The sequence below is a fragment of the Paenibacillus taichungensis genome, from assembly GCF_013359905.1.
GTDB classification, from domain to species: Bacteria; Bacillota; Bacilli; order Paenibacillales; family Paenibacillaceae; genus Paenibacillus; species Paenibacillus taichungensis.
Genome location: NZ_JABMCC010000111.1, coordinates 61,861 through 82,481 on the forward strand (window position 1 = coordinate 61,861; position 20,621 = coordinate 82,481).

Consider the following 20,621-nt stretch of genomic DNA (forward strand, 5'->3'; position numbering starts at 1 on the left):
CTGAGAACTATACCTGGAAGATCGGTGAGATGGCTGGGGGCCATGAATCAGGAGAATGCGAAGTGGAAGAAGGAAGAGATTCGTTCAAGAGCGGAGGCTCGTTCCAAATGAAACTGGGGATTTCGCGTCGTAACACTGGCGCTACATCCTGGGCGAAGCGTTCTACCTGCTCCAGCTGCTCCGCATGGCTGAGTCCATCCACGCTGATACTCAGTACCTGATGTCCATATGCGGCATGGTAATTGAGGATTTTCTCAATGACCTGCTCTGGACTACCAATCAGTACAGGGCCATGCGCAATGTTATCCTCCAGGTCCTTAAAAGGCGACTGGTTGTGCTGCGCAGCGGCCGTAGCATGAAAGGCCTCATAATAAGGCGTATAACGCCGGATCGCTTCTTCGCGTGTATTCGCGAGGTATAGGCTACCTGCCCCGGAGCCAACCACCGCTCGGTTCGCATCATGACCATAATAATCGAGACGCTCCCGGTAATGGTCAATTAACGCTTTGTATTTTGCCTGCGGGTGGAAGGAATTCGAGCTAAATATCGGTTCGCCATACTTAGCTGCAAGCTCGGTAGAGCGGGTGCTCGATGCGCTGCCATGCCAGATCGGAATGGATTGCTGGAGTGGTCTCGGCTGAGTGGTAACCTCTTGAAGGGGAGGGCGATACGTTCCCTGCCAGGTTACATTCTCTTCAGTCCACAGCCGTTTCAGCAGTTCGTAGCGTTCACCGAGTGAATCCCATTGTTCCTCTTCGCTAATGCCAAACAGGGGATAGTGCCGAGGATCATTGCCTTTCCCGATGATCATCTCCAGCCGCCCACCCGATAATTGATCCAGCGTGGCATAATCCTCGGCAACCCGTACCGGATCAAGTATACTAAGAACAGTTACTGTCGTTAGCAACCGGATACGTGAAGTCGCAGTAGCGACGGCGGTCAGCACGACGGGAGGTGAGGAAGACAGAAAAGGTGCACCATGCCGCTCGCCGATCCCGTATGCATCGAATCCCAGCCGTTCGGCCAGTTTGGCTTGTTCCAAAATATTGTGGAACTTCTGTTGTGTCGTTAGTGATTCACCAGTTACGGCATTTGGAAGATTCATCATGAGACTAAATAGGGCAAATTTCATCTAACCATCCCCTTGGATTGGATTGGAAAAGCACCTGGGTTGTCTAATCCTATGGAAATAGTAGGATATTCAAGCTGAAACTAACTTTACCATGTTGCCATGCATTCTTCTAATGGATTTTTTCTATAAGGCGGATTAAAGCCGCTCAACCTTGGGCATAAGGGCAGAAAATTGCCACGATTTTTATTGACCGCTGTAAAATTTAGGATTAAAATTGTACATATCATATAAATTCAAATTTATGGATTTTCATTGTGGAGGTGGGAGACATGGGACCTACAACTACGATACGCTCCTTTATTGAGGACTACATCAGGAAACAGGGCTATACCCTGCAATACTTTGCCGATATATCGGGTGTGAACGCTGGAACGTTAAGTGCGATCATCAAAGGGACGCGGCCAATCGCCATGGCTCAACTGGATCTGATTACCAAAGGCATGAAGCTGGAAGAAGGTCATTTCTACGAAATTTACGGCGCTGAGTGTTTTGTGGAGTCTGCACCACATTGGAGAAGACTGGAGCCTTTTCTGCAACGTTGCGCCGAGCTGGACAAGCTCGAATGTATTCAGAGGGTGATCCAGCAAGTGACGGATGATCGATCCTATATTTCCGAATTGTTCGAGATGGCAGAAGGCATGCTCGAGCGAGGACAAAAGAAAGCGGCCCGCATGTTATATGAATGCGTTGCGGAGTGTGAGAAGTACCAACACTCGGAACGTCTCGCGTTGTGCCAGTATCGTATTTTCACACTATCTCTGGGTCAGGATCAGCATGAAAATCTCAGGGCAGCCGTGCACTTCGAGCCATATATTAATCGGCTGGATGAAGAGCGGCAACTGGATGCGATCAAGGATCTAGCGAATACATATTTGGCTTTGAGATATTGGGACAAGGTGTCCGATCTTGGGGGAGAGTTGGAACAGAAAACAAGTTTCTTGAACTCTTATAAAAAGAGAAAGTCGGAAACTCTAAGAATCGCAGCTTATCCTATTTTTGTATATTCCGCATATTCAAATTTGCTACGGGCAGCCGCATGTGATGGAAGGGAAGAATACTCTGAAGCCCTCCGATATACTGAAGCGTACTCTAAATTAATTAGAATTGAACAACCAAATGAAGAAGATCTCATATTCATTAATAAGTTTAGTGGATGGGCTGAGGTAAACCATTACTTATACAGACTTATGATGGGTGATTCTGAGGTCATACGGCCTTATATTGCCTTTATTGAAAAGAATGAGGCAGAGATTTTGCCTGCATTAGTCAAAATAATGGAAGCAGCAAATCATCATAATATAGATGTTGATGCAGTTCTCAATCGGTTGGAGTCATACATTTCAATGTACGCCAAAACTTATGGGGATATCGGGAGTTATACGGAACAGATTACGAGTGGAAGATACGTGCAATTCCTTAAAGAGGTAGCGATATATCAACTTCAGAGAGAAAGATACACAATAGGATTTCAGTACTTGTTAAACTGTTTGGCTCTAGCCAAAAGTATGAAGAGTGAATCCATCATTATACAGTGTGTAGCTCTATTTGAAAGACATAGAGTCAGAGCTTCAATAGATTTAGAAATTAAATATAAAACTTTAATTGAGGAGGTCTACAGTAATTATGAGAAAAAAAGCAGTTTTGATCGTAGTTTTGTTTAGTGCTGTTTTATTATTTAGTTTGTATCCTCAACCTATTCCCAGTAATACTATGATGTATAGTCCAAGCACTCATGGTGGTGCAGGATTGTAATTGCACTATACTCCAATCTCCAAACTAGGCAAGCGGTATTGATCCTATCTAAGGACTATACTGCTTTTTATTTTGCGCACATTGACCATTGTAAAATTCAGGATTAAAATTACATTTATTAAGAACTGAACAATCCTTAAGTTAGTTTGGTTGATGGGGGTGGGAGAATTGAAACTTGCACCTACGATACGCACATATATAGAGAATCACATAAGAGAAAGAGGATATAAACTTCAGCAATTCTCAGATGTTACGGGTGTCAACGTTGGCACTTTAAGTGCCATCCTCAAGGGTAGCAGACCTCTAGCTATGAATCAGTTGGATCAAATTACATCTGGTATGGGGTTGGAGAAGGGATACTTCTACGAAATGTACAGTGTGGAATGTTTTGTGGAATCCGCACCTCATTGGAGGCGTTTGGAACCGTTCCTGTATCGCTGCGCTGAACTTAACAAGCTAGGCTGTATTAAAAAGGTAGTCTATCAGGTAACAGATGATCGATCCTATATTTCAGAACTGTTTGAAATGGCAGAGAATTGGTATTCCAAAGAAATGAATGAAGCGGCGCTTATTTTATATGAATGCGTAGCCGCAGGTGAGAAATATCAGCACTCGGAACGGTTGGCGTTATGCCAGTACCGTATTTTTTTGCTTCATAAAACAATGAGCAAATTCGATAATCTGGCAGCAGCGGTCCAATTGGAACCCTATATTGAGAAATTGGATGAAGAAATACAACTGGATGCTGTTAAAGATTTAGCAAATGTATATAATACAATACATCATTGGGATAAGGTTTATGAATTGGCCGAAGAACTGGAACGAAAAGTTGATTTTCAACTTGAACTTCAATCTCGAAGACGTAAAAATAGAAAAAGAACCGCCTTTTACCCCATATTTACGTATAAGGCATATGCGAATTTATTGAAGGCAAGTGTCTGTGAAGCGTGTAAGCAATATGAAAAAGCTCTGGAATATACAGATGTTTACGTGACTGTTATTGAAATCTCTAATCCAACAGAAGAAGAGCAAGAATTAATAGAACGTTTCAAAGGATGGGCGGAGGGAAATCGGTATTTATACCATTTGATGAATGGGAACCATGAGGTTATTGAACCTTATCTGAATTACCTGGATGCTAATCCACATGAGATTTTAATAGCATTCGTGAATATTGTGCAAGCAGCTAACCAGCACTCACTGGATATTGATTCTGTATTGGATAGATTCGAACCTTATATTAAACAATTCAACACGGATATGCATTTAAAAGGGACGTACAATATGCAAATGTTGAATCATAGATATATACGTTTTTATTATGAATTAGGGAAGTATAGGCTCAACCAACAAAGATACGCAACGGGGATTGACACGTTACTCATGAGCCTGGAGCTCTCATCTTCAAGTAACGATGACCTAATGTCTATTAAATCTATTGATTTATATGGGAAATTCAGAATGTATGTAACGAACCAGCAGGACGAGCAGTACACTAGGTTAATAGAGGGCCTGAGCTCACAAAATTTTGGAATTAGAATTAAAAGTGTATAACTACTGGGAGCTAATATGGCTCAACATTACCACCTTTTCTAAAAGACCTAATACAACAATTTTGCAAAGCATTCCATTATGAATTTTTAGATAAAAGTACCCTAAAATAGGTTGAAAAAGGGGTGCATGCTGTGAGAGAAATCAAGCAGATCAAAGATCAAATCGAGCAGAATCGGCAACATTTGCGTCGGTTGGTAGAGAGACATGGCATGCATGATGATAAGGTCCTCAAGCAGTCTATGCTACTGGATGAACTGATTAATAAATATACTCGACTAATAGAGAAATACTAATGATAAAAGCTAGTACCCTCTTCTAAAATCCACCTATAGGTGGACCTCTTTATCCACCAGGTTGTGGACGCTAGAGCGACGTTCTCCCTGCTATGCTTAAAGCATCAAATCAAGCAAATACAGGGGGAACAACGTATGACGACGAGCATGTGGGTTCAGATGATCATCATGTTTGCGGTATTAGTATTGACTTCAATTGGACGAAAGCCAGTACGTTATTATCGTTTATTGCTGCCTTTCGTTATTATGGGTTATTATGCAGCCAAATTCCTTAAAGACATGACTTTTACGGGCAACAACGTGCTGTTTTTGTTGGTGGCCGTGATTGTAGGGGCATTGTTCGGAATAATTGTGCTGGGAATAACACGTATGGAATTCGATGCAACGGCAGGTAAATGGTATACCCGAGTGGGGATAGGCAGTGTGGTCGTTTGGGGGGCAGCATTCCTGCTACGCATCATTCCGGTGGAATGGATCACGCATCATCCGCAGCAAGCATATCAGTATGCCATTGAGCATCAATTGGATCTTCAGAATATCGGTCCAGCATTTATATTCATGACTGCTGCTATGGTGTTGGTGCGAGTAGCAGGCATTCTATTCCGCTCCAGAGTGAGTAAAGTTCAGCATACGATTGGAACATAATTTATAACGTGTTTCTGTCTTTTGCTTCTGGGTTAAGAGTCTCTATTTCTTCGAGAGTTCGATATGTAGCTGGGTGTGAGGAATACACATCTATATATTGTAGTTGTGACGATTTTCACGGATTAATGCAAAATGTAGTGTTATGAAAGTATTCCTCTGTAAACAAACATTTTATTTTGCAAAGGAATAAAATATGAATTTTTTGGCAATGTATCCTAAAATGTTTTAAAAAGAGGGGGTGCATGCTGTGAGAGAACCGAAGCAGATTAGAGACCAAATCGAACAGAACAGGCATGAGTTAAGTCGTTTGGCGGAATATCATGGCATGCAAGACTACAAAGTCCTTCAACAATCGATGGTATTGGACGAGTTAATTAATGAATATAATCGCTTCAAATATAAAAAACACTTTATGAAAAGACAACCGATTGCATAATGCAGTCGGTTTTTTGATGCAATAGAAGAGTAGTCGACTGTAGCGATACAGTCGGCTTTTTTTGTGTTTCCCCGAGACCTGCGCTTCAATCTTGAAATTCCGTACCAATCCCATGGTTGGCAGGATAGTCAATGATCATTAAAACTGGATATGATGAACCCCAGTTATATCCAGATTGATCTGTGAAGGGGGATCATACAATGATCGGAGGGGGAGGGATGAACGGAAATGATGGACAAGGTACAGGGTTATTTCGGAAGAAATATGAATCTGCGCACCAAGCTGCTTCTGTTGTTCCTGGCGTTGACCTTGCTGCCGCTGAGCTTGCAGGGAGTAGTGAATTACCTGCATTTCTCGCAGACGATTGATCGCAAGACGGAGCAGTTCACCATTGATATTGTTCGCCAGATTAATACCAATCTGAATAGGCTGCTCAAGGACTTCGAGCGGTTGTCGCTCTTGCCGCTCTACGATCAGATGGTGCTTGGCATTCTGGGCAAATACAACGCTCCGATGGGATCGGGTACATGGGCGAGATCCGATGATTATCTGAAAATGAAGCTCTACACATCCGGTCAGGCGTATGACCGACCTGAAATTCGTGGCATCCATCTGATCAGCAACAGCGGCATTTTGTTCTCCAATCTGGATTCACTGGCAGTGAATCCGGTATGGGACAGCAGGCAGGATGACTGGTTTGCAGAGCTTAACGGCTCGGAAGGGGAATGGCGTCTGCTTCCTCCACACGAACCAAGCTATTACACGGGCAGTCATGAAGAGCCGTATATATCGGTTGCCCGTGAGATACGTGATCCGGGTACACTCCAGCGACTGGGCTATATTCTGATCGACATCCGGCTGGAAGCTTTCGGTCAGCTCCTGTCCAATCTGAATTTTGAGCAAAATGCGAGTCTGATGATTGTCGACAGCAAGCAGCGTCTCTTGTTCGAACGGACCTCTGCTGGAGGCCTATCCGCATACGACAAGCTGTTAAAACATGGCCAGCTTCAAGGCTACGCAGGCAACCAGAAGGTTGTCCTTGATGGGAAGCCCTATCTCTACGTACAGCACCATTCCAGCTATTCAGGACTTTCGGTGATCAGCCTTACGCCTATTGCCGTTATTCAGAAGGAGTCGGGCGAGATGCTCACGTTTACGTTTGGATTCGCTGTGTTATGTATGGCGGCTGTAGCAGTTCTCGCGGTGCTCTTATCCTATCGCATAACGAGGCCGCTAATCCGACTGAAGCACAATATGATTCGGGTGGAGCAGGGAGATTTTAGCCAGCGCGTAGCGCACTTTAGCAATAATGAGTTCGGACAGATTAGCCGGGGTTTTAACCGAATGATGGAAGAGATCAATCGACTGTTCAACGAGGTATTTCTGTTGGGCATTCAAGAGCGAGAGGCGGAGTTGTCAGCATTGCAGAGCCAGATCAATCCCCATTTTATATACAACACATTGGAGTCCATCAACATGATGGCGGTCCGCCAGAAACACGCTGAGGTGTCTGATATGGTGACGGCACTTGGCAAGCTGCTGCGTTATACGATTGATAAGGTGGACCGGAGGGTTCCACTTCAGGAAGAATTGGCTTTTGTACAATCCTATGTACGCATTCAACAAGTACGTTATGACGGCAAGCTGGAGGTAATCTATGACATCGATGAAGCCATTACAGAGTGTCTGATTCCCAAGCTGGTATTGCAACCGCTGGTGGAGAACGCTGTCTATCATGGCATTGAAGGGCAGGCGGATGGCGGGGTGATCTGGGTATCTGCATTGAATTTCGATGATGAGCTGCTGATTATTGTGCGTGACAATGGCAAAGGCATGGCTCAGGCGGAGATTGATGAATTAAATGAATCCATTGCTCGGCAGCCTTCCAATGAGGCATTGCGCTGTCATGCGGGGGACAGGCTGGGACTTAACAATATCGCCCAAAGGCTCCGCCTCATGTATGGAGAAGGTGGCAGCCTGAGCGTCGATGGCAGTCCAGGGCAGGGCCTGGCGGTCACGATATCCATTCAACTTCAACCGAAAGGAGAATGAAGCGCATGTATAAAGTATTGCTTGTGGAGGATGAGACGGTCATCCGCCAGGGACTGAGAGAGCTGATTGTACAGGCGGCTCCTCAGTTCGAGATAACAGGTGAAGCTTCGAGCGGAGCCGAGGCACTGGATTTTCTGAGGTGTGAAGTGCCGGATGTGTTAATCACAGATATTCGCATGCGTGAAATGGACGGGCTGACACTCGTATCCAAAGCAAGAGATATGTACCCTGAACTGCTGATGATCATCATTAGCGGGTACGGAGAGTTTGAATATGCACGTAGAGCGATGGAATACGGAGTGTTGAACTATCTGCTGAAGCCGATTGAACGTCATGAACTGGCATTATGCATCCAAAAAATTCAATTGCTGCTGGATCGCAGGTACGGCATTTCAACCCTTCCAGTCACTGAGCCATCTGGGAAAGCAGAGCACTCCGGCGGAGATACGCGGAAGATTATCCGAGATGTGAAGGAGCACATCAAGCAGCACCCCGATGGGGATCTGCGACTTCAGACCATAGCAGCACTGGTTCATCTGAATCCCACCTATCTAAGCCAACTGTTCAAGAACGAAACAGGAACCAATTACTCCGAATACATCGCTGAGGCTCGTATGGAGCGGGCCAAGTGGCTGCTGGTTAACACAGGACTCAAAATCTATGATGTTGCAAGGTTATCCGGGCATCAGAGTCCCAAGCACTTCATGCTGGTCTTCAAGCAGCAGGTGGGATGGACAGCAGGGGAATATCGTGACCGATTCAGCATTTCTTGAAATACCATACCATTTCTGTAATTGACGTGATTTATGAGCGGGCGATGCCTTCGTTATACTTTGGTTGCACATGTATACCACTAAGTCCATAAGGGGGATTTTCATGAAAAAAGCAGGACTGATATTGATACTCTTACTCATGATGATTGCTTCAATCGGGTGCACAAGCTCCAATTCCGGAAGTGATCCTGGGCAAGCAGCCGGGGAGAATGGAGAGGTTGAGCTGAAATTCATGATGTGGGGCAATCAGGCACATATGGATGTATACAACAAGCTGATTGATAGCTTCACGCAGGAAAATCCAGGCATCAAGGTGACGATGGAATCCGTTCCTTTCGCAGAATACCAGCAAAAAATTTCGGTGCTTGCCGCTGGCGGCTCTCTCCCAGATATCGCATGGGTATCGGAGCGGATGGTGCCACAGTTCAAATCCAATCACATCCTGGCTGATGTATCCGAGTTCAAGGATGATGCCCAGTTCAAGCTGGATGATTATATACCAAGTACATTGGATTTGTTCCGTGATGGAGATCAGCTGCTGGGGCTGCCTTTTTCCACACCTCCGGTGGTCATGTTCTACAATAAAACGCTGTTCGACAAAGCCGGCCTGACCGACCCCAATACACTTGCCAGCCAAGGACAATGGAGATGGGAACAGTTCGAGAATTCTGCCAAGGCGATTACCAGCAAGGAGGCTACCAACCGGATCTATGGCGCCAACTTTTTTCGCGACTGGAAGACCTGGGCAGTGCTCTCCTCGTATTCATGGTCCAATGGCAGTGGTCCGTTCGACGAAGGCATGACGAAGTTCACTTGGAACGATGCCTATGGAGTACAGACTTTTGAACTGCTGGAGCGCATGATGTTCACTGATGAATCGCATCCAAAAGCAGGTGAGCAGGTCAGCTTCGATGCTGGCAATGTAGGCATGTTCTTCGATAACTACAGCTATGTTTCCAAAGCAAGAGAGATTACCGATTTTGAGTGGAGTATCGCTCCCATGCCTTCCGGCTCACAGGGCAGCGTACCGATGCTAGGGCAGGCTGGATATGCCATGTTCAACGATAGCAAACATCCGGAGGAAACCAAGAAGCTGTTGAAGTATTTTGCCAGCGAGCAGGGTATTCAGGCGACGGCCACCTATTTTGTGCCTCCGCGTACCTCTGTGCTGAACTCCGATGCGTTCATTAATCAGCCGAATAATCCGAGCAAGGAGCATATTGTGCAGGCGGTGATTAATGAAATGCCAAAAGCGCGCTTAATTCCCGGTCATATCCGTTGGCAGGATATCGACAATGCGGTGTTGCAGGGATTTGACCGATTGTTCGCCCGTTCAGCGACACCTGAGGATAATCTGAAGCAAATGCAGGAAGAAATCCAAGGCGTGCTGCAACAATAAATAATTTCATAGAAACAGGAGGTGAGCATGATGGGCAAATTCAAGGAATTGCTTGATCAGAAATCGCTGTCACTTGTGGTCAGCTTACCCGAGAACGATCTATCTTTGGCCCGGGCAGCAATCGAAGAGGGCGCTGATGCACTGAAGGTGCATTATAATGTCGGCCATCGCGCCAGCGGGAATCATTTTGGTCCACTGGACAACTATGCCGAAGTTTTTCAGGCGATCCGTAGCGAGTTTGGCGGCCCGCTTGGGGTCGTACCATCCGGTAGTATAGATGGAGCACGGAGGGAGGACGTGGAGCGTCTCTCCGGGCTGGGTTTTGACTTCTATTCCATCTATGCACATCACTTGCCGTCCTTCATGCTGGATGACCTGGGGCTGGACCGAACGTTTGCGATCAATGACGAATATGAACCTTCCCTTGTATCGTCAGCCGCTCATTACAGATTCACAGCCCTGGAGGCATCCATTGTGCCTGGGAATGAATATGGTACACCGCTAAGCTTTGCGGACGTGCTCAAGTATCGCCGTCTGGTCTTGCAGGCGCAAATTCCGGTTTTGGTTCCTTCTCAGCGTAAGCTGGTGCCGGAGGATGTTCGGGTGCTGCACGATACCGGGGTCAAGGCGATCATGCTTGGAGCGGTCGTAACATGCAGAGCGGAGGAGCAGCTGCGAAGGGCTGTTAACGCCTTCCGTAATGCGGTGGACAATCTGAACCGTTCAGACTATATAAGTTGAACTAAACATTTACAAGAGAACGTAGAGGACAGAAATAACCTGAAGAAACGGAGTGTTCGCCTTTATCCCCGGATTTTCCCCTTTGTAAAATTGAATTAAAAAAATCTGGGGATAACAGCGATCGGAAGGTTGTTCTGTCATTGGAGTGGCAAGTGTAAATATTCGTTTCAAGGGAAGAAATTTGATAAAGGGGAGGGCCTGACTGTGACCCATTCACGCAAGCGTACAGGAAGAGGTCCGCTCGCCAGAGAGGCCCAGATCGCGGGATGGCTGTTTGTATCGCCAATGGTGCTCGGGTTTACCCTGCTGCTGCTGTTTCCCATGGGTTTGGCTCTGTACATGAGCCTGACCGACTGGCCGCTGCTGGGGGATCATCATTTTATTGGACTGGAGAATTACCGGAATGTGATGACAGACGCCATGTTCTGGAAGGTGCTTGCCAATACGGTCTATTTCACTGCGGGGCTTGTGCCGCTTAATATTGTGCTCGCGCTGCTGCTCGCGTTGCTGCTATCCAGAAGTTTGCGCGGCATCGGGATTTTTCGAACAGCCATCTTTGTTCCGGTCATGACCTCGCTGATTGTATGGTCCATCGTATGGAAGCTGATGTATGCCACAGAGTCGGGACTGATCAATCAGCTTCTGTTAATGATAGGCATCAAGGGTCCGGCCTGGCTCTACAATCAGGATCTGGCGATGCCTGCGGTTATTGTGACGAGTGTACTGAAAAATGTGGGTCTGAATATGGTGTTGTTCATTGCAGCCATTCAGCAGGTACCGCGTTCACTTTACGAAGCGGCAACACTGGACGGAGCGGGCAGAAGAGGAACCTTCTTTCACGTCACACTGCCCATGATTACGCCAACGGTGTTTTTAACCATGGTCATGACTGTGATTGGCTCGCTCAAGGTGTTTGGACAGATCTACGTCATGACACAGGGAGGGCCGAGCAACAGCACGAAGGTATTGGTCTATTATATCTGGGAAAAAGCATTCAAATTATTTCAGTTCGGCTACGCCTCTTCGCTTGCGTATGTGTTGTTCTTTATCGTGCTAATCCTGACGCTGCTGCAATGGCAGCTTCGAAAGAGGTGGGTATTCAATGAAGGCGATGCCTAATCCTTCGATTCGCAAGACAGGCAGTGCCCTGGGGACGTACTTGCTGCTGACACTGATCTCGCTGATCATGCTTGTTCCATTTATCTGGATGATATCGACGTCATTCAAGGAACCTCAGAGCATATTTACCTATCCACCACAGTGGATACCGGATACCTTCCGATTTCAGAACTACATCGATGTTTTTCGATTAATTCCGTTTCATCGTTTTTATTTTAACAGTGTATATATTGCTGCTGTGGTTGTGCTGGGTACGGTGTTCTTTGCATCTCTCGCCGGGTACGCATTTGCCAAAATTCCGTTCAAGGGACGTAATGTGGTATTTCTCATCCTGCTGAGTGCGATGATGATTCCCCATGAGGTGACGGCTATTCCCATGTTTCTGTTCATGCGGCAGCTGGGGTGGATTGATACACATCTTCCGCTGATTTTACTCCCGATCTTTGGGGCGGGCGGCGTGTTTGGCATCTTTGTGATGCGGCAGTTCTTCATTACGGTACCCACCGAGCTGGAAGAAGCGGCGATGATTGACGGTTGCAACCGCTTCCGGATCTATGCTCGTATTATGCTCCCGATTGCCAAGCCCGGTATGGCTACGCTGACGATCTTTACGTTTGTGACGATCTGGAATGAGTTTTTCGATCCGTTGATTTTCATTAACTCGCGAGAACTGATGACGCTGCCGCTTGGATTATCCTTGTTCACGGATGAAGTGGGCACAGCCTGGCAATATCTGATGAGTGCCACCGTCATGGCGACCCTGCCGCTGCTGATTGTCTTTTTCCTGGCACAACGGCGCTTCATTGAGGGAGTTGCCATGACAGGACTGAAAGAGTAACCCCTGCAATAGAACGGAAGGAGTGATAGCTTGAGTGAACGGATAAGTATGAGTATGAAAAAGGAAGAAGCGGATGTGGTTGTTGTGGGAGGGGGTCCGGCGGGTATAGCGGCAGCCATCGCTGCTGGACGACAAGGTGTTCGAGTAGTACTGGTGGAACGGTACGGATTCGTTGGTGGAATGTCGACTGCCGCCATGGTCTATCCTTGGATGACCTTCCATACGGAGAGTGGTGAGCAGGTGATTCAGGGTATCGCCCAGGAAATTGTTGACCGACTACAGGCGCGCGGCGGCTCTCCGGGGCATCTTCGGGATACGGTTGGATTTGTGCATACGGTTACGCCTTACCATCCGGCGATCTATCAAGTGGTTGCGGCGGAGATGCTGCAGGAAGCAGGTGTGCGATTGTTATTGCACAGCTTCGTGGATGAAGTGGTTATGGTGAATGATCGGGTAGAGGCGGTACGTCTGACGAACAAGTCTGGCCGAATGGAGCTAAGAGCGAACGTATTTGTGGATGCCAGCGGTGATGCGGATGCGGCTTATCTTGCGGGAGCTTCTATTGCAAAGGGGCGAGATGGCGATCACCAGTCACAGCCGATGACCATGAAATTTCGAATGCGTGGTGTGGACCTTGGACGAGTGAAACAATACATGCAGGAGCACCCGGAGGATTTCTATGCCAAAACCCCTTTCTCCGAACTGGACAGTATTCCGTTAACCGGGGTGAGCGGCTTCTATTCCCAATGGAAAAAAGCAGGTGTACCGATTAACCGTGATCAGGTATTGTTTTTTACCGGCCCGGCTGAAGATGAGGTATTGATTAACTGCACCCGGGTGCAGGGGTTGGATGCTACAGATGCAGAAGATCTGACCTCTGCTGAACAGGAAGGCAGGAAGCAGGTGCTGATGATTGCTGAGTTTCTGCAGCGTGACGTGCCTGGATTCGAGCGGGCCTCGATCTCAGCGATAGCGCCACAGATTGGTATCCGTGAATCCAGGCGAATCATCGGGCATTATGCGTTGACCAAGGACGATGTGGTTGCAGGTCGGAAGTTTGATGATGTAATCGCCAGAAGTGGCTATCCGATTGATATTCATGATCCTTCGGGGCAAGGCGTCGTAGCGGCTTTTATTGAAGGGGACGGAGCATACGATATTCCGTATCGCTCTCTGATTTCCCGAAATATCCGCAATCTGCTTGCGGCAGGACGCTGCATATCCACCACACATGAGGCGCACGCAACGACAAGGCTGACGCCAAGCTGCATGGCTACAGGCCAGGCGGCAGGAACGGCAGCGGCTTTAGCTGTTCAGTTGAAGCTAGATCCGTTGGAGCTGCCGGTATCGGTGCTGCAAAAGGAACTACGCCGTAACGGAGCAGCGATTTGAGGAATGATTCCCGTGCGAGCAGACTATGATGAAATCCAAAGAAGACTCCAAAACCACTATTGAAGTGGAGCTGGAGTCTTCTTTGGGTTGTAATGGGGGTTGTGATAGAAGCATCAATCATCCGATCATCAAGTCATTCGTGCTTCAAGCCGCCGTGCCACAATGGACAACGTGTAGTTGATGACGAAGTATAATACGGCTGCGAGTAGCAGGGCAGGGATGACGTAATCGAAGCTCTGCCCCCCGAGGATCTGCACATTGTGCATCAGTTCCGGCAGGGAGATGATGATCGCCAGTGAAGTATCCTTCAGCAAAGAGATGAACTGACTCACCATCGGTGGCGACATGCGCCGCAAAGCCTGGGGCATGATGATGCCGCCAAGTGTCTGCATATAGCTTAGGCCGGAGGAACGGGCGGCTTCCACTTGACCACGTTCAATCGATTTGAGTCCGCTGCGGACGATCTCTGCGATCATGGCGCCTTCGAACAGACTCAGTCCAACGACCGTGGACCAGAAGCCAGACATCTTGATTCCGAGCTGGGGAAGTACGATATGAATGAAGAAAATGATCAGCAGCAGCGGCAGATTCCGGATCGTATCCACGATAACGGCCACAATCTGTGACAGTACCGGAATTCGCGTGTATCGAACGGTTCCGAGCACAGTGCCGAGAACAAAGCTGAATACAATCGACAACCCTGCCACTTGCAGGGTAATCAGGAATCCGTGCAGCAGGAAACGAAGGTTGGGCCAGGCATAGGCCCCGCTAAAGTCCATGGATCATCGGCCTCCTTCTGTGAGTAGGACAAGGGTTAGAATGAATGTCTGTTTACATGGTGACCTGGCCCGTTGGTTTGGTCTTCTTTGGTTTGCCTTTGGCACGGCTGGCGTCCGCATCACTTTGTCCAAAACGGCGCTCCATATAGTGAACCAGGAAGCTGAGCGGCAAAGTCAGCACCAGGTAGAACAGCGCAACAATGGTGTAGACACTCAGCGGCAGGAATGTATCCGAGTTGATCAGATCGGCAAAATACATCAGATCCATGCCCGCTACGACCGCAAGGATGGATGAATTTTTGACCAGATTGATAAACTGGTTGCCAATGGACGGCAATACAATCTTGATCGCTTGTGGCAGTATGATCAGGTTCATGGCCTGTACGTAGGATAGACCGGAAGATCTCGCAGCTTCTAACTGCCCGCGAGGGACCGTCTGAATGCCCGCCCGGATCGCTTCGGCAATGAAAGCGGCCGTATAGATGGTCAGACCGAGTGTACCCGAGATGAACCCATCCAGTGAAATGCCGAGTGCCGGCAATCCGAGATAGAAGAAAAACACGACGAGCAGCAGCGGGATGTTACGGATAAACTCCACAAAAGCGGTGCCGATCCAGTTAAGTGGTTTGATGGGGGATATCCGAAAGATAGCCATGATTGCACCTAGAATAAAGCTGCCAATCAAGGCCATGATGCTCACCTGGATGGTGTTGAGGAACCCTTCCAGGAATCGATCCGAATGTTTGATCAGTACGCTGAAGTCCAATTTGCCCATGTAGGCGAAGCCTCCGTTCTCCAGTGTAGAAGCGGCGATTGCGTCAGCTCATACATTGCATATCACAGGCTAAGTCGCCGCTTCACCATCATTAATCGGGGTTACTCTGGCTTGCTGCCCAGCCATTTTTCATGCAACGTATCATATTCACCGCTGTCCTTCAGGTTTTTGAGCAGGTTGTTTACTTCTTCGACGAAGGCTGTGTCGCCTTTGCGAATCGCTATGCCGTAAGGTTCACTCGTGAAATTGCCACCAACCAGCTTGTAGTTGTTATCCGTCTGCTGCATGCCGATTAGGATGATGTTATCGGTCGTCAGAGCTTCGCCTTTACCCGCCTTGAGGGCTGTGAAGGCATCCTGATAGTTATCGAATTCGAGCACCTCGGCATCCGGGGCTTTTTCGCGAATATTTTGCGCAGAAGTCGAGCCTTTGACGGCAAGAACCTTCACACCGTCGAGACTTTCCAGACCGGTAATCGCGCTATCGTTTTTCACAAGCAGGGATTGCCCGGCTTCAAAATAGACATCGCTGAAATCCACTTGTTCCTTGCGTTCATCCGTAATCGTCATCGTTGCGATGATGAGATCAATGTCGCCGTTTTGCAGCATCGGAATGCGCGTTTTGGACGTTACTTCCTTCAGTTCTACCTTCGTTTCGTCTCCAAGAATCTGTTTGGCGAGTGCCTTGGCGATATCAATATCGAATCCTTCGACTTCGCCACTTGCGGGGTCTTTCAAACCGAACAATTTGGTGTCGTATTTCACGCCGGCAATGAGCTTACCGCGCTCTTTAATTTGTTCAATCGTGCCTTTGGCTTCGCTACTCCCACCAGAACCACCGCTGCTGCTACTTTCCTCTCCGGTGCTACAACCGGACAATACAAGGGATAGAATCAAAACAAGCATAAACGACGGCCACTTTAATACATTTTTCATTTGGTAAAGACCCCTTTCAAAATGGATTATTCTCAGTGGTGAATCAGACGACTCAGGAATTGCTTGGCCCGTTCTTCTCTCGGGTTGTCGAAAAATTCAGCGGCGGAGGCTTCTTCCACAATTCGGCCTTCATCCATAAAGATGACTCGGTCTGCGACCTCGCGCGCAAATCCCATCTCATGTGTAACGACGACCATCGTCATCCCATTGTGGGCAAGAGACCTCATAACATCCAGAACTTCCCCGATCATTTCGGGGTCCAGTGCAGAGGTGGGTTCGTCAAAAAGCATGATTTTGGGCTCCATGGCAAGACCTCTTGCGATGGCTACACGCTGCTGTTGTCCACCGGACAACTGGGAAGGATAACTGTCTGCCTTGTCGGCAATGCCTACACGGGTCAGATACTTCATCGCCGTAGAGGCTGCCTGTGCTTTGGGTTGTTTACGCACCTTCATGGGTGCAAGGGTAATGTTGTCGATGACTTTTTTGTGAGGGTAGAGATTGAAGTGTTGAAATACCATGCCGATGTCACGGCGGAAGAGGTTGATGTCTACCTTTTTCTGATGTAAAGGGACACCACTGACGACAAGTTCACCTTCGGTAATCGTCTCCAGACGATTGATGCAGCGGAGCAGTGTGCTTTTGCCTGAGCCGGAAGGGCCGATAATGACAACGACTTCTCCTTCTTTAATATGAAGATGAATATCTTTGAGGACATGAAAATGGCCAAAATGTTTCTGGACACCCCTAAATTCAATCAAGAGACCCCATCCTTTCTGCAACGTCTGTTTGTAAAAGGAATATTAAGGAATAAATTGAAACTAGTTATTTAATCATACATACTCATCCTGCTAAAGGCAATTAGTTTGTGATAAAACATGACATAAGTAATGGGTTTTATAGGGCCATAGCCAGTAATTATGTTATATATTTGTTATATTGACAGCCTCTTTGTGACGAATCCTGACAGAAAAATGAATCCATTCTCCTAGTTGTTTTACAACCATTGGAATAGATGTATAGAGTATACTGGAAGAGATGTTTACTTTATGACTCTGATCATAAAAACAAATAACATCAAATTCTGAATCGTACATGGCAAAAAAGCTCAACCTTATGCCCTATGGCATTGATATGATGGAGCGAGAATGCGCTTTCCAGTAAGCGATACATTACTAAAAATAGTCCGATCCAATTATAGGTAGAGAGGATGTTCTGAACGATGAATACATATTACTCCCCACTTGGTACAGGAGAAGGTGTTGAATCCGATACGAAGGCTTATGAAGTGAGTTTACCTGTCATCCCTGCACGGGATTTTCAGATTACGGATTATGGTGCGGTAGGGGATGGCTTGACGGATAATACCGAGATGTTCCGACTGGCTATAGCAGCTTGTGCAGAAGCGGGAGGTGGCCGAATTGTCATTCCAGCGGGTGTTTGGTTAACGGGTCCAATTGTTCTCCGCAGTCGAATTGAGCTTCATGTCCAGGCGGGGGCTCTGGTTACGTTCAGCCGTAATTTCGATCAATATCCCCTGATTGCGTCCAGCTTCGAAGGCTGGCAGGCAGTGCGATGTCAGTCGCCCATTGATGGTGAGCAGTTGGAGGATATTGCGATCACGGGTGAGGGGATTTGGGATGGCGGTGGAGAGGCATGGCGTCCGGTAAAACGATCCAAGATGACCGCCTCGCAGTGGAATCGACTGGTCTCATCGGGTGGTGTAGTGGATCATGCTGGCGGAGACGAAGCCATCTGGTGGCCATCGACTTCTGCTCTTGAAGGTGGTGCGATTGCGAATCGTCTGCATCTGGAGCAAGTGTGTGATGTGGCTGCTTATGAGGAAGTCAGAGACTTCTTGCGTCCTAACATGGTCAGCTTACGTCAATGTAAACGAGTGCTTTTGGACGGCCCGACGTTCCAGAACTCGCCTGCATGGAATCTGCATCCGTGGGCATCCGAGCATGTCACAATTCGTAATGTGAGTGTACGGAATCCATGGTTTTCCCAGAATGGTGATGGGCTTGACATTGAATCTTGCCGTCATGTCCTTGTGGAGCAGAGTGTATTCGATGTTGGTGATGATGCGATCTGCCTGAAATCCGGCAAGGATGCAGAAGGCCGTGAACTCAGTCTGCCTTCGGAATATATTACGATCCGCAATTGCACTGTGTATCACGGCCATGGCGGTTTTGTCATTGGCAGTGAAATGTCCGGTGGCGTGCGGCATGTCCGGGTCTCGGATTGTACGTTTATTGGAACGGATATTGGGCTTCGCTTCAAAAGCGCGCGTGGGCGCGGCGGGGTCGTTGAGGATATTCAGGTGGAGCGCATTTATATGAAAGATATCATAATGGAAGCTATCTCGTTTTCCTTTTTCTATGCCAATCAGGAGGGTTCCGCTCGTGGTAGCGACTTGACTCAGGAGGTCAGTGAGGAAACTCCGGTGTTCCGGGATATTCAGATATCGGATGTGGTCTGTGCAGGAGCGGAAACCGCGTTATTGGTGAGTGGACTGCCGGAAATGCCGCTGGATGGTCTGGTCATTCAGGGATATACGGTGACGGCTCGTAACGGGGTGCAATGCGCCCATGCGAAGCACCTGCGAATCGCCGAAATGAACGCACATATTACTGAAGGATCGTTGATTCATTTGCATCAGTGTAAGGGTGCGGAGCTGGAAGCGATTGAGGGAGTGGGCGCGGATGGTCGGCTTCTAATGGTGACAGGACATGAATCGGCAGGGATCGTATGCCGGGAAAGTGATGCAGATACAGAGGGACGCCAAATCTCCGTTGGTCCTGAAGTAAGAAGTGGTGTAATTATCCGCAGGTAAAAAGGGGCCAAACTAGTATACGCTTAGCATATCACCGCGGGCATCTCCTGGCTCGCGGTGTCCTGACAGGTCGTCGCATGACAGACGTCTGGCTTCGACCAGTCGTTTTGAAGATCTATCGATGTTCTTTGCGATAGCGAAGCGGCGTGGTCCCGGTCACCTGTTTAAACGTTTTATTAAAATGGGCTGTATGCTCAAATCCTACCTTCTCCGCAATCAATTGCACCCGTTCCTGAGTGGACAGTAAACGTCTCTGTGCCTCCCGAACCCGGGTAACACGTAAATATTCGCTGAAGCGAAATCCGGTAAAACGGCTGAACATCCGGCTCAAATAGGATGGACTGATATAAAATCGCGCTGCGGCCTCTTCTAATGTGAGGGGCTCGGTATAATGATTGTTCACATAAGTGACGATTTCACTGATCTTATCCTGCATGGGATGATGCGGGACTGGAGAAGATTTCCGGGTATCTTCTTCAACCCGGTGGATCTGAATCAGGATCTGGGCAAGCAGGCTTCTCACCACGATTTCATAATGAGAGCGCCGCTCCCGGCATTCTTGCAGCATCTGCCACAGCATTCGTTCGATCTCGGGCTGTTCCGCATCAGGAAAGTGCAGCAGCCTTGAACGATCGAAGGGAAGTAGACCACATATTCCAAGCTCCATCCCGGTTGCAAAAGAAGGTGAGAATCCGATCAGGATTCGTTCAAAGCCGGGAAGGCTACCTTTGGACGTCGAATGTACATCATGGGGATTGATCAGGATCAAATCACCTTTGCGGGCGGTAAGAAGCTGACCATTCATGGAATAGACGCGTTCTCCTTCAAGCAGATAATACAGTTCGTAAAAAGGGTGTGCATGAGGCTGTGGCATGGCGTTCCCGTCGTGTCTGCTCATGTGTTCAATGGTGAATGAACTCTCGCCAATTCGATATTTGGGTCCAATCCGATCCTCTATAACACTCATAACACGTCTCCCCTCTGCGCCAGCTGATTTACGGTTAATATCCATATCATAACGGAAAATCCAGTTTGTTGTAAACGCTATCATTTGTGTGTGGGTCCGACCAGACGAAATGAATAGAATGCGGGTAGAATGATTTTCGGCAAGCTTAGATATGGTGTAAAGGTGACAAAAGTCTATTCATGTTTTACAGTAGGGGGAGTGAG

At 47.7% G+C, this 20,621-nt stretch carries 19 protein-coding genes; 13 read left to right on the forward strand and 6 right to left on the reverse strand.

All coding sequences use genetic code 11. The features are described 5' to 3' along the window. Window positions 1-7: 7 nt before the first annotated feature. Window positions 8-1,132 (reverse strand): LLM class flavin-dependent oxidoreductase, encoded by a 1,125-nt coding sequence (locus HP548_RS14535; protein WP_163753664.1) that lies wholly within the window; start codon window positions 1,130-1,132, stop codon window positions 8-10. A 269-nt stretch (window positions 1,133-1,401) separates the two neighbouring features. Here HP548_RS14535 and HP548_RS14540 point away from each other — a divergent pair, with 269 nt between their 5' ends. From HP548_RS14540 to HP548_RS14595, 12 genes are all read left to right on the forward strand, one after another. Continuing rightward, entirely contained in the window at window positions 1,402-2,793 is a 1,392-nt protein-coding gene (locus HP548_RS14540; RefSeq protein ID WP_175382076.1) for a transcriptional regulator, read from the forward strand. Window positions 2,794-3,052: 259 nt separating this feature from the next. After that, window positions 3,053-4,438 (forward strand): transcriptional regulator, encoded by a 1,386-nt coding sequence (locus HP548_RS14545; protein ID WP_099858673.1) that lies wholly within the window; start codon window positions 3,053-3,055, stop codon window positions 4,436-4,438. Between the two features lie 131 nt (window positions 4,439-4,569). Beyond that, window positions 4,570-4,731, forward strand: a complete 162-nt coding sequence (locus HP548_RS33735; protein WP_099858672.1) for an aspartyl-phosphate phosphatase Spo0E family protein — start codon at window positions 4,570-4,572, stop codon at window positions 4,729-4,731. Window positions 4,732-4,866: 135 nt separating this feature from the next. Further along, the gene (locus tag HP548_RS14555; RefSeq protein ID WP_099858671.1) at window positions 4,867-5,376 is read left to right on the forward strand and encodes a DUF1453 family protein; all 510 of its coding nucleotides are present in this window, start codon (window positions 4,867-4,869) and stop codon (window positions 5,374-5,376) included. A 247-nt stretch (window positions 5,377-5,623) separates the two neighbouring features. Next, window positions 5,624-5,812, forward strand: a complete 189-nt coding sequence (locus tag HP548_RS33385) for an aspartyl-phosphate phosphatase Spo0E family protein (protein ID WP_064642743.1) — start codon at window positions 5,624-5,626, stop codon at window positions 5,810-5,812. A 228-nt stretch (window positions 5,813-6,040) separates the two neighbouring features. Beyond that, a complete protein-coding gene (locus tag HP548_RS14565) occupies window positions 6,041-7,864 on the forward strand; it encodes a cache domain-containing sensor histidine kinase (RefSeq protein ID WP_217504718.1) in 1,824 nt (607 codons plus the stop codon). Window positions 7,865-7,869: 5 nt separating this feature from the next. Beyond that, a complete protein-coding gene (locus HP548_RS14570; RefSeq protein WP_099858669.1) occupies window positions 7,870-8,637 on the forward strand; it encodes a response regulator transcription factor in 768 nt (255 codons plus the stop codon). 103 nt (window positions 8,638-8,740) lie between these two features. After that, window positions 8,741-10,036, forward strand: coding sequence for an ABC transporter substrate-binding protein (locus HP548_RS14575; protein WP_175382078.1), 1,296 nt, complete (start codon window positions 8,741-8,743; stop codon window positions 10,034-10,036). A 30-nt stretch (window positions 10,037-10,066) separates the two neighbouring features. After that, complete coding sequence (locus HP548_RS14580) at window positions 10,067-10,777, forward strand: beta/alpha barrel domain-containing protein (RefSeq protein WP_175382079.1); 711 nt, start codon at window positions 10,067-10,069, stop codon at window positions 10,775-10,777. A gap of 204 nt (window positions 10,778-10,981) precedes the next feature. After that, on the forward strand, window positions 10,982-11,896 hold the full coding sequence (locus HP548_RS14585) for a carbohydrate ABC transporter permease (RefSeq protein WP_079695868.1): 915 nt from the start codon (window positions 10,982-10,984) through the stop codon (window positions 11,894-11,896). Then, complete coding sequence (locus HP548_RS14590) at window positions 11,880-12,734, forward strand: carbohydrate ABC transporter permease (RefSeq protein ID WP_076290688.1); 855 nt, start codon at window positions 11,880-11,882, stop codon at window positions 12,732-12,734. Before HP548_RS14585 ends, HP548_RS14590 begins: the two co-directional genes overlap by 17 nt. Window positions 12,735-12,788: 54 nt before the next feature. Continuing rightward, window positions 12,789-14,126, forward strand: a complete 1,338-nt coding sequence (locus tag HP548_RS14595; protein ID WP_099858712.1) for an FAD-dependent oxidoreductase — start codon at window positions 12,789-12,791, stop codon at window positions 14,124-14,126. A 128-nt stretch (window positions 14,127-14,254) separates the two neighbouring features. Here HP548_RS14595 and HP548_RS14600 read toward each other — a convergent pair whose 3' ends face one another. The 4 genes from HP548_RS14600 to HP548_RS14615 form a co-directional block, all read right to left on the reverse strand. After that, a complete protein-coding gene (locus HP548_RS14600) occupies window positions 14,255-14,905 on the reverse strand; it encodes an amino acid ABC transporter permease (protein ID WP_076290687.1) in 651 nt (216 codons plus the stop codon). 52 nt (window positions 14,906-14,957) lie between these two features. After that, the gene (locus tag HP548_RS14605) at window positions 14,958-15,680 is read right to left on the reverse strand and encodes an amino acid ABC transporter permease (protein ID WP_099858665.1); all 723 of its coding nucleotides are present in this window, start codon (window positions 15,678-15,680) and stop codon (window positions 14,958-14,960) included. A 101-nt stretch (window positions 15,681-15,781) separates the two neighbouring features. Beyond that, window positions 15,782-16,615: an ABC transporter substrate-binding protein gene (locus HP548_RS14610; RefSeq protein WP_099858664.1), complete on the reverse strand. Its 834-nt coding sequence runs from the start codon at window positions 16,613-16,615 to the stop codon at window positions 15,782-15,784. A gap of 32 nt (window positions 16,616-16,647) precedes the next feature. Next, a complete protein-coding gene (locus tag HP548_RS14615; protein ID WP_175382081.1) occupies window positions 16,648-17,376 on the reverse strand; it encodes an amino acid ABC transporter ATP-binding protein in 729 nt (242 codons plus the stop codon). Between the two features lie 461 nt (window positions 17,377-17,837). Here HP548_RS14615 and HP548_RS14620 point away from each other — a divergent pair, with 461 nt between their 5' ends. Continuing rightward, window positions 17,838-19,451 carry a glycoside hydrolase family 28 protein gene (locus tag HP548_RS14620; protein WP_175382082.1) on the forward strand — a complete coding sequence of 538 codons (1,614 nt, stop codon included), beginning with the start codon at window positions 17,838-17,840 and terminating at the stop codon, window positions 19,449-19,451. A 115-nt stretch (window positions 19,452-19,566) separates the two neighbouring features. On the opposite strand, the gene HP548_RS14625 is transcribed toward HP548_RS14620, so the two are convergent. Continuing rightward, on the reverse strand, window positions 19,567-20,418 hold the full coding sequence (locus HP548_RS14625) for a helix-turn-helix transcriptional regulator (protein WP_175382083.1): 852 nt from the start codon (window positions 20,416-20,418) through the stop codon (window positions 19,567-19,569). Window positions 20,419-20,621 lie beyond the last annotated feature (203 nt).

Coding starts and splice junctions, on each gene's coding strand:
- HP548_RS14590 (WP_076290688.1), top strand. CDS start 11,880: ATGAAGGCGATGCCTAATCCTTCGATTCGCAAGACAGGCAGTGCCCTG.
- HP548_RS14555 (WP_099858671.1), top strand. CDS start 4,867: ATGACGACGAGCATGTGGGTTCAGATGATCATCATGTTTGCGGTATTA.
- HP548_RS14580 (WP_175382079.1), top strand. CDS start 10,067: ATGGGCAAATTCAAGGAATTGCTTGATCAGAAATCGCTGTCACTTGTG.
- HP548_RS14610 (WP_099858664.1), bottom strand. CDS start 16,615: ATGAAAAATGTATTAAAGTGGCCGTCGTTTATGCTTGTTTTGATTCTA.
- HP548_RS14600 (WP_076290687.1), bottom strand. CDS start 14,905: ATGGACTTTAGCGGGGCCTATGCCTGGCCCAACCTTCGTTTCCTGCTG.
- HP548_RS14565 (WP_217504718.1), top strand. CDS start 6,041: ATGATGGACAAGGTACAGGGTTATTTCGGAAGAAATATGAATCTGCGC.
- HP548_RS14575 (WP_175382078.1), top strand. CDS start 8,741: ATGAAAAAAGCAGGACTGATATTGATACTCTTACTCATGATGATTGCT.
- HP548_RS14620 (WP_175382082.1), top strand. CDS start 17,838: ATGAATACATATTACTCCCCACTTGGTACAGGAGAAGGTGTTGAATCC.
- HP548_RS14605 (WP_099858665.1), bottom strand. CDS start 15,680: ATGGGCAAATTGGACTTCAGCGTACTGATCAAACATTCGGATCGATTC.
- HP548_RS14535 (WP_163753664.1), bottom strand. CDS start 1,132: ATGAAATTTGCCCTATTTAGTCTCATGATGAATCTTCCAAATGCCGTA.
- HP548_RS14595 (WP_099858712.1), top strand. CDS start 12,789: ATGAAAAAGGAAGAAGCGGATGTGGTTGTTGTGGGAGGGGGTCCGGCG.
- HP548_RS14570 (WP_099858669.1), top strand. CDS start 7,870: ATGTATAAAGTATTGCTTGTGGAGGATGAGACGGTCATCCGCCAGGGA.
- HP548_RS14625 (WP_175382083.1), bottom strand. CDS start 20,418: ATGAGTGTTATAGAGGATCGGATTGGACCCAAATATCGAATTGGCGAG.
- HP548_RS14540 (WP_175382076.1), top strand. CDS start 1,402: ATGGGACCTACAACTACGATACGCTCCTTTATTGAGGACTACATCAGG.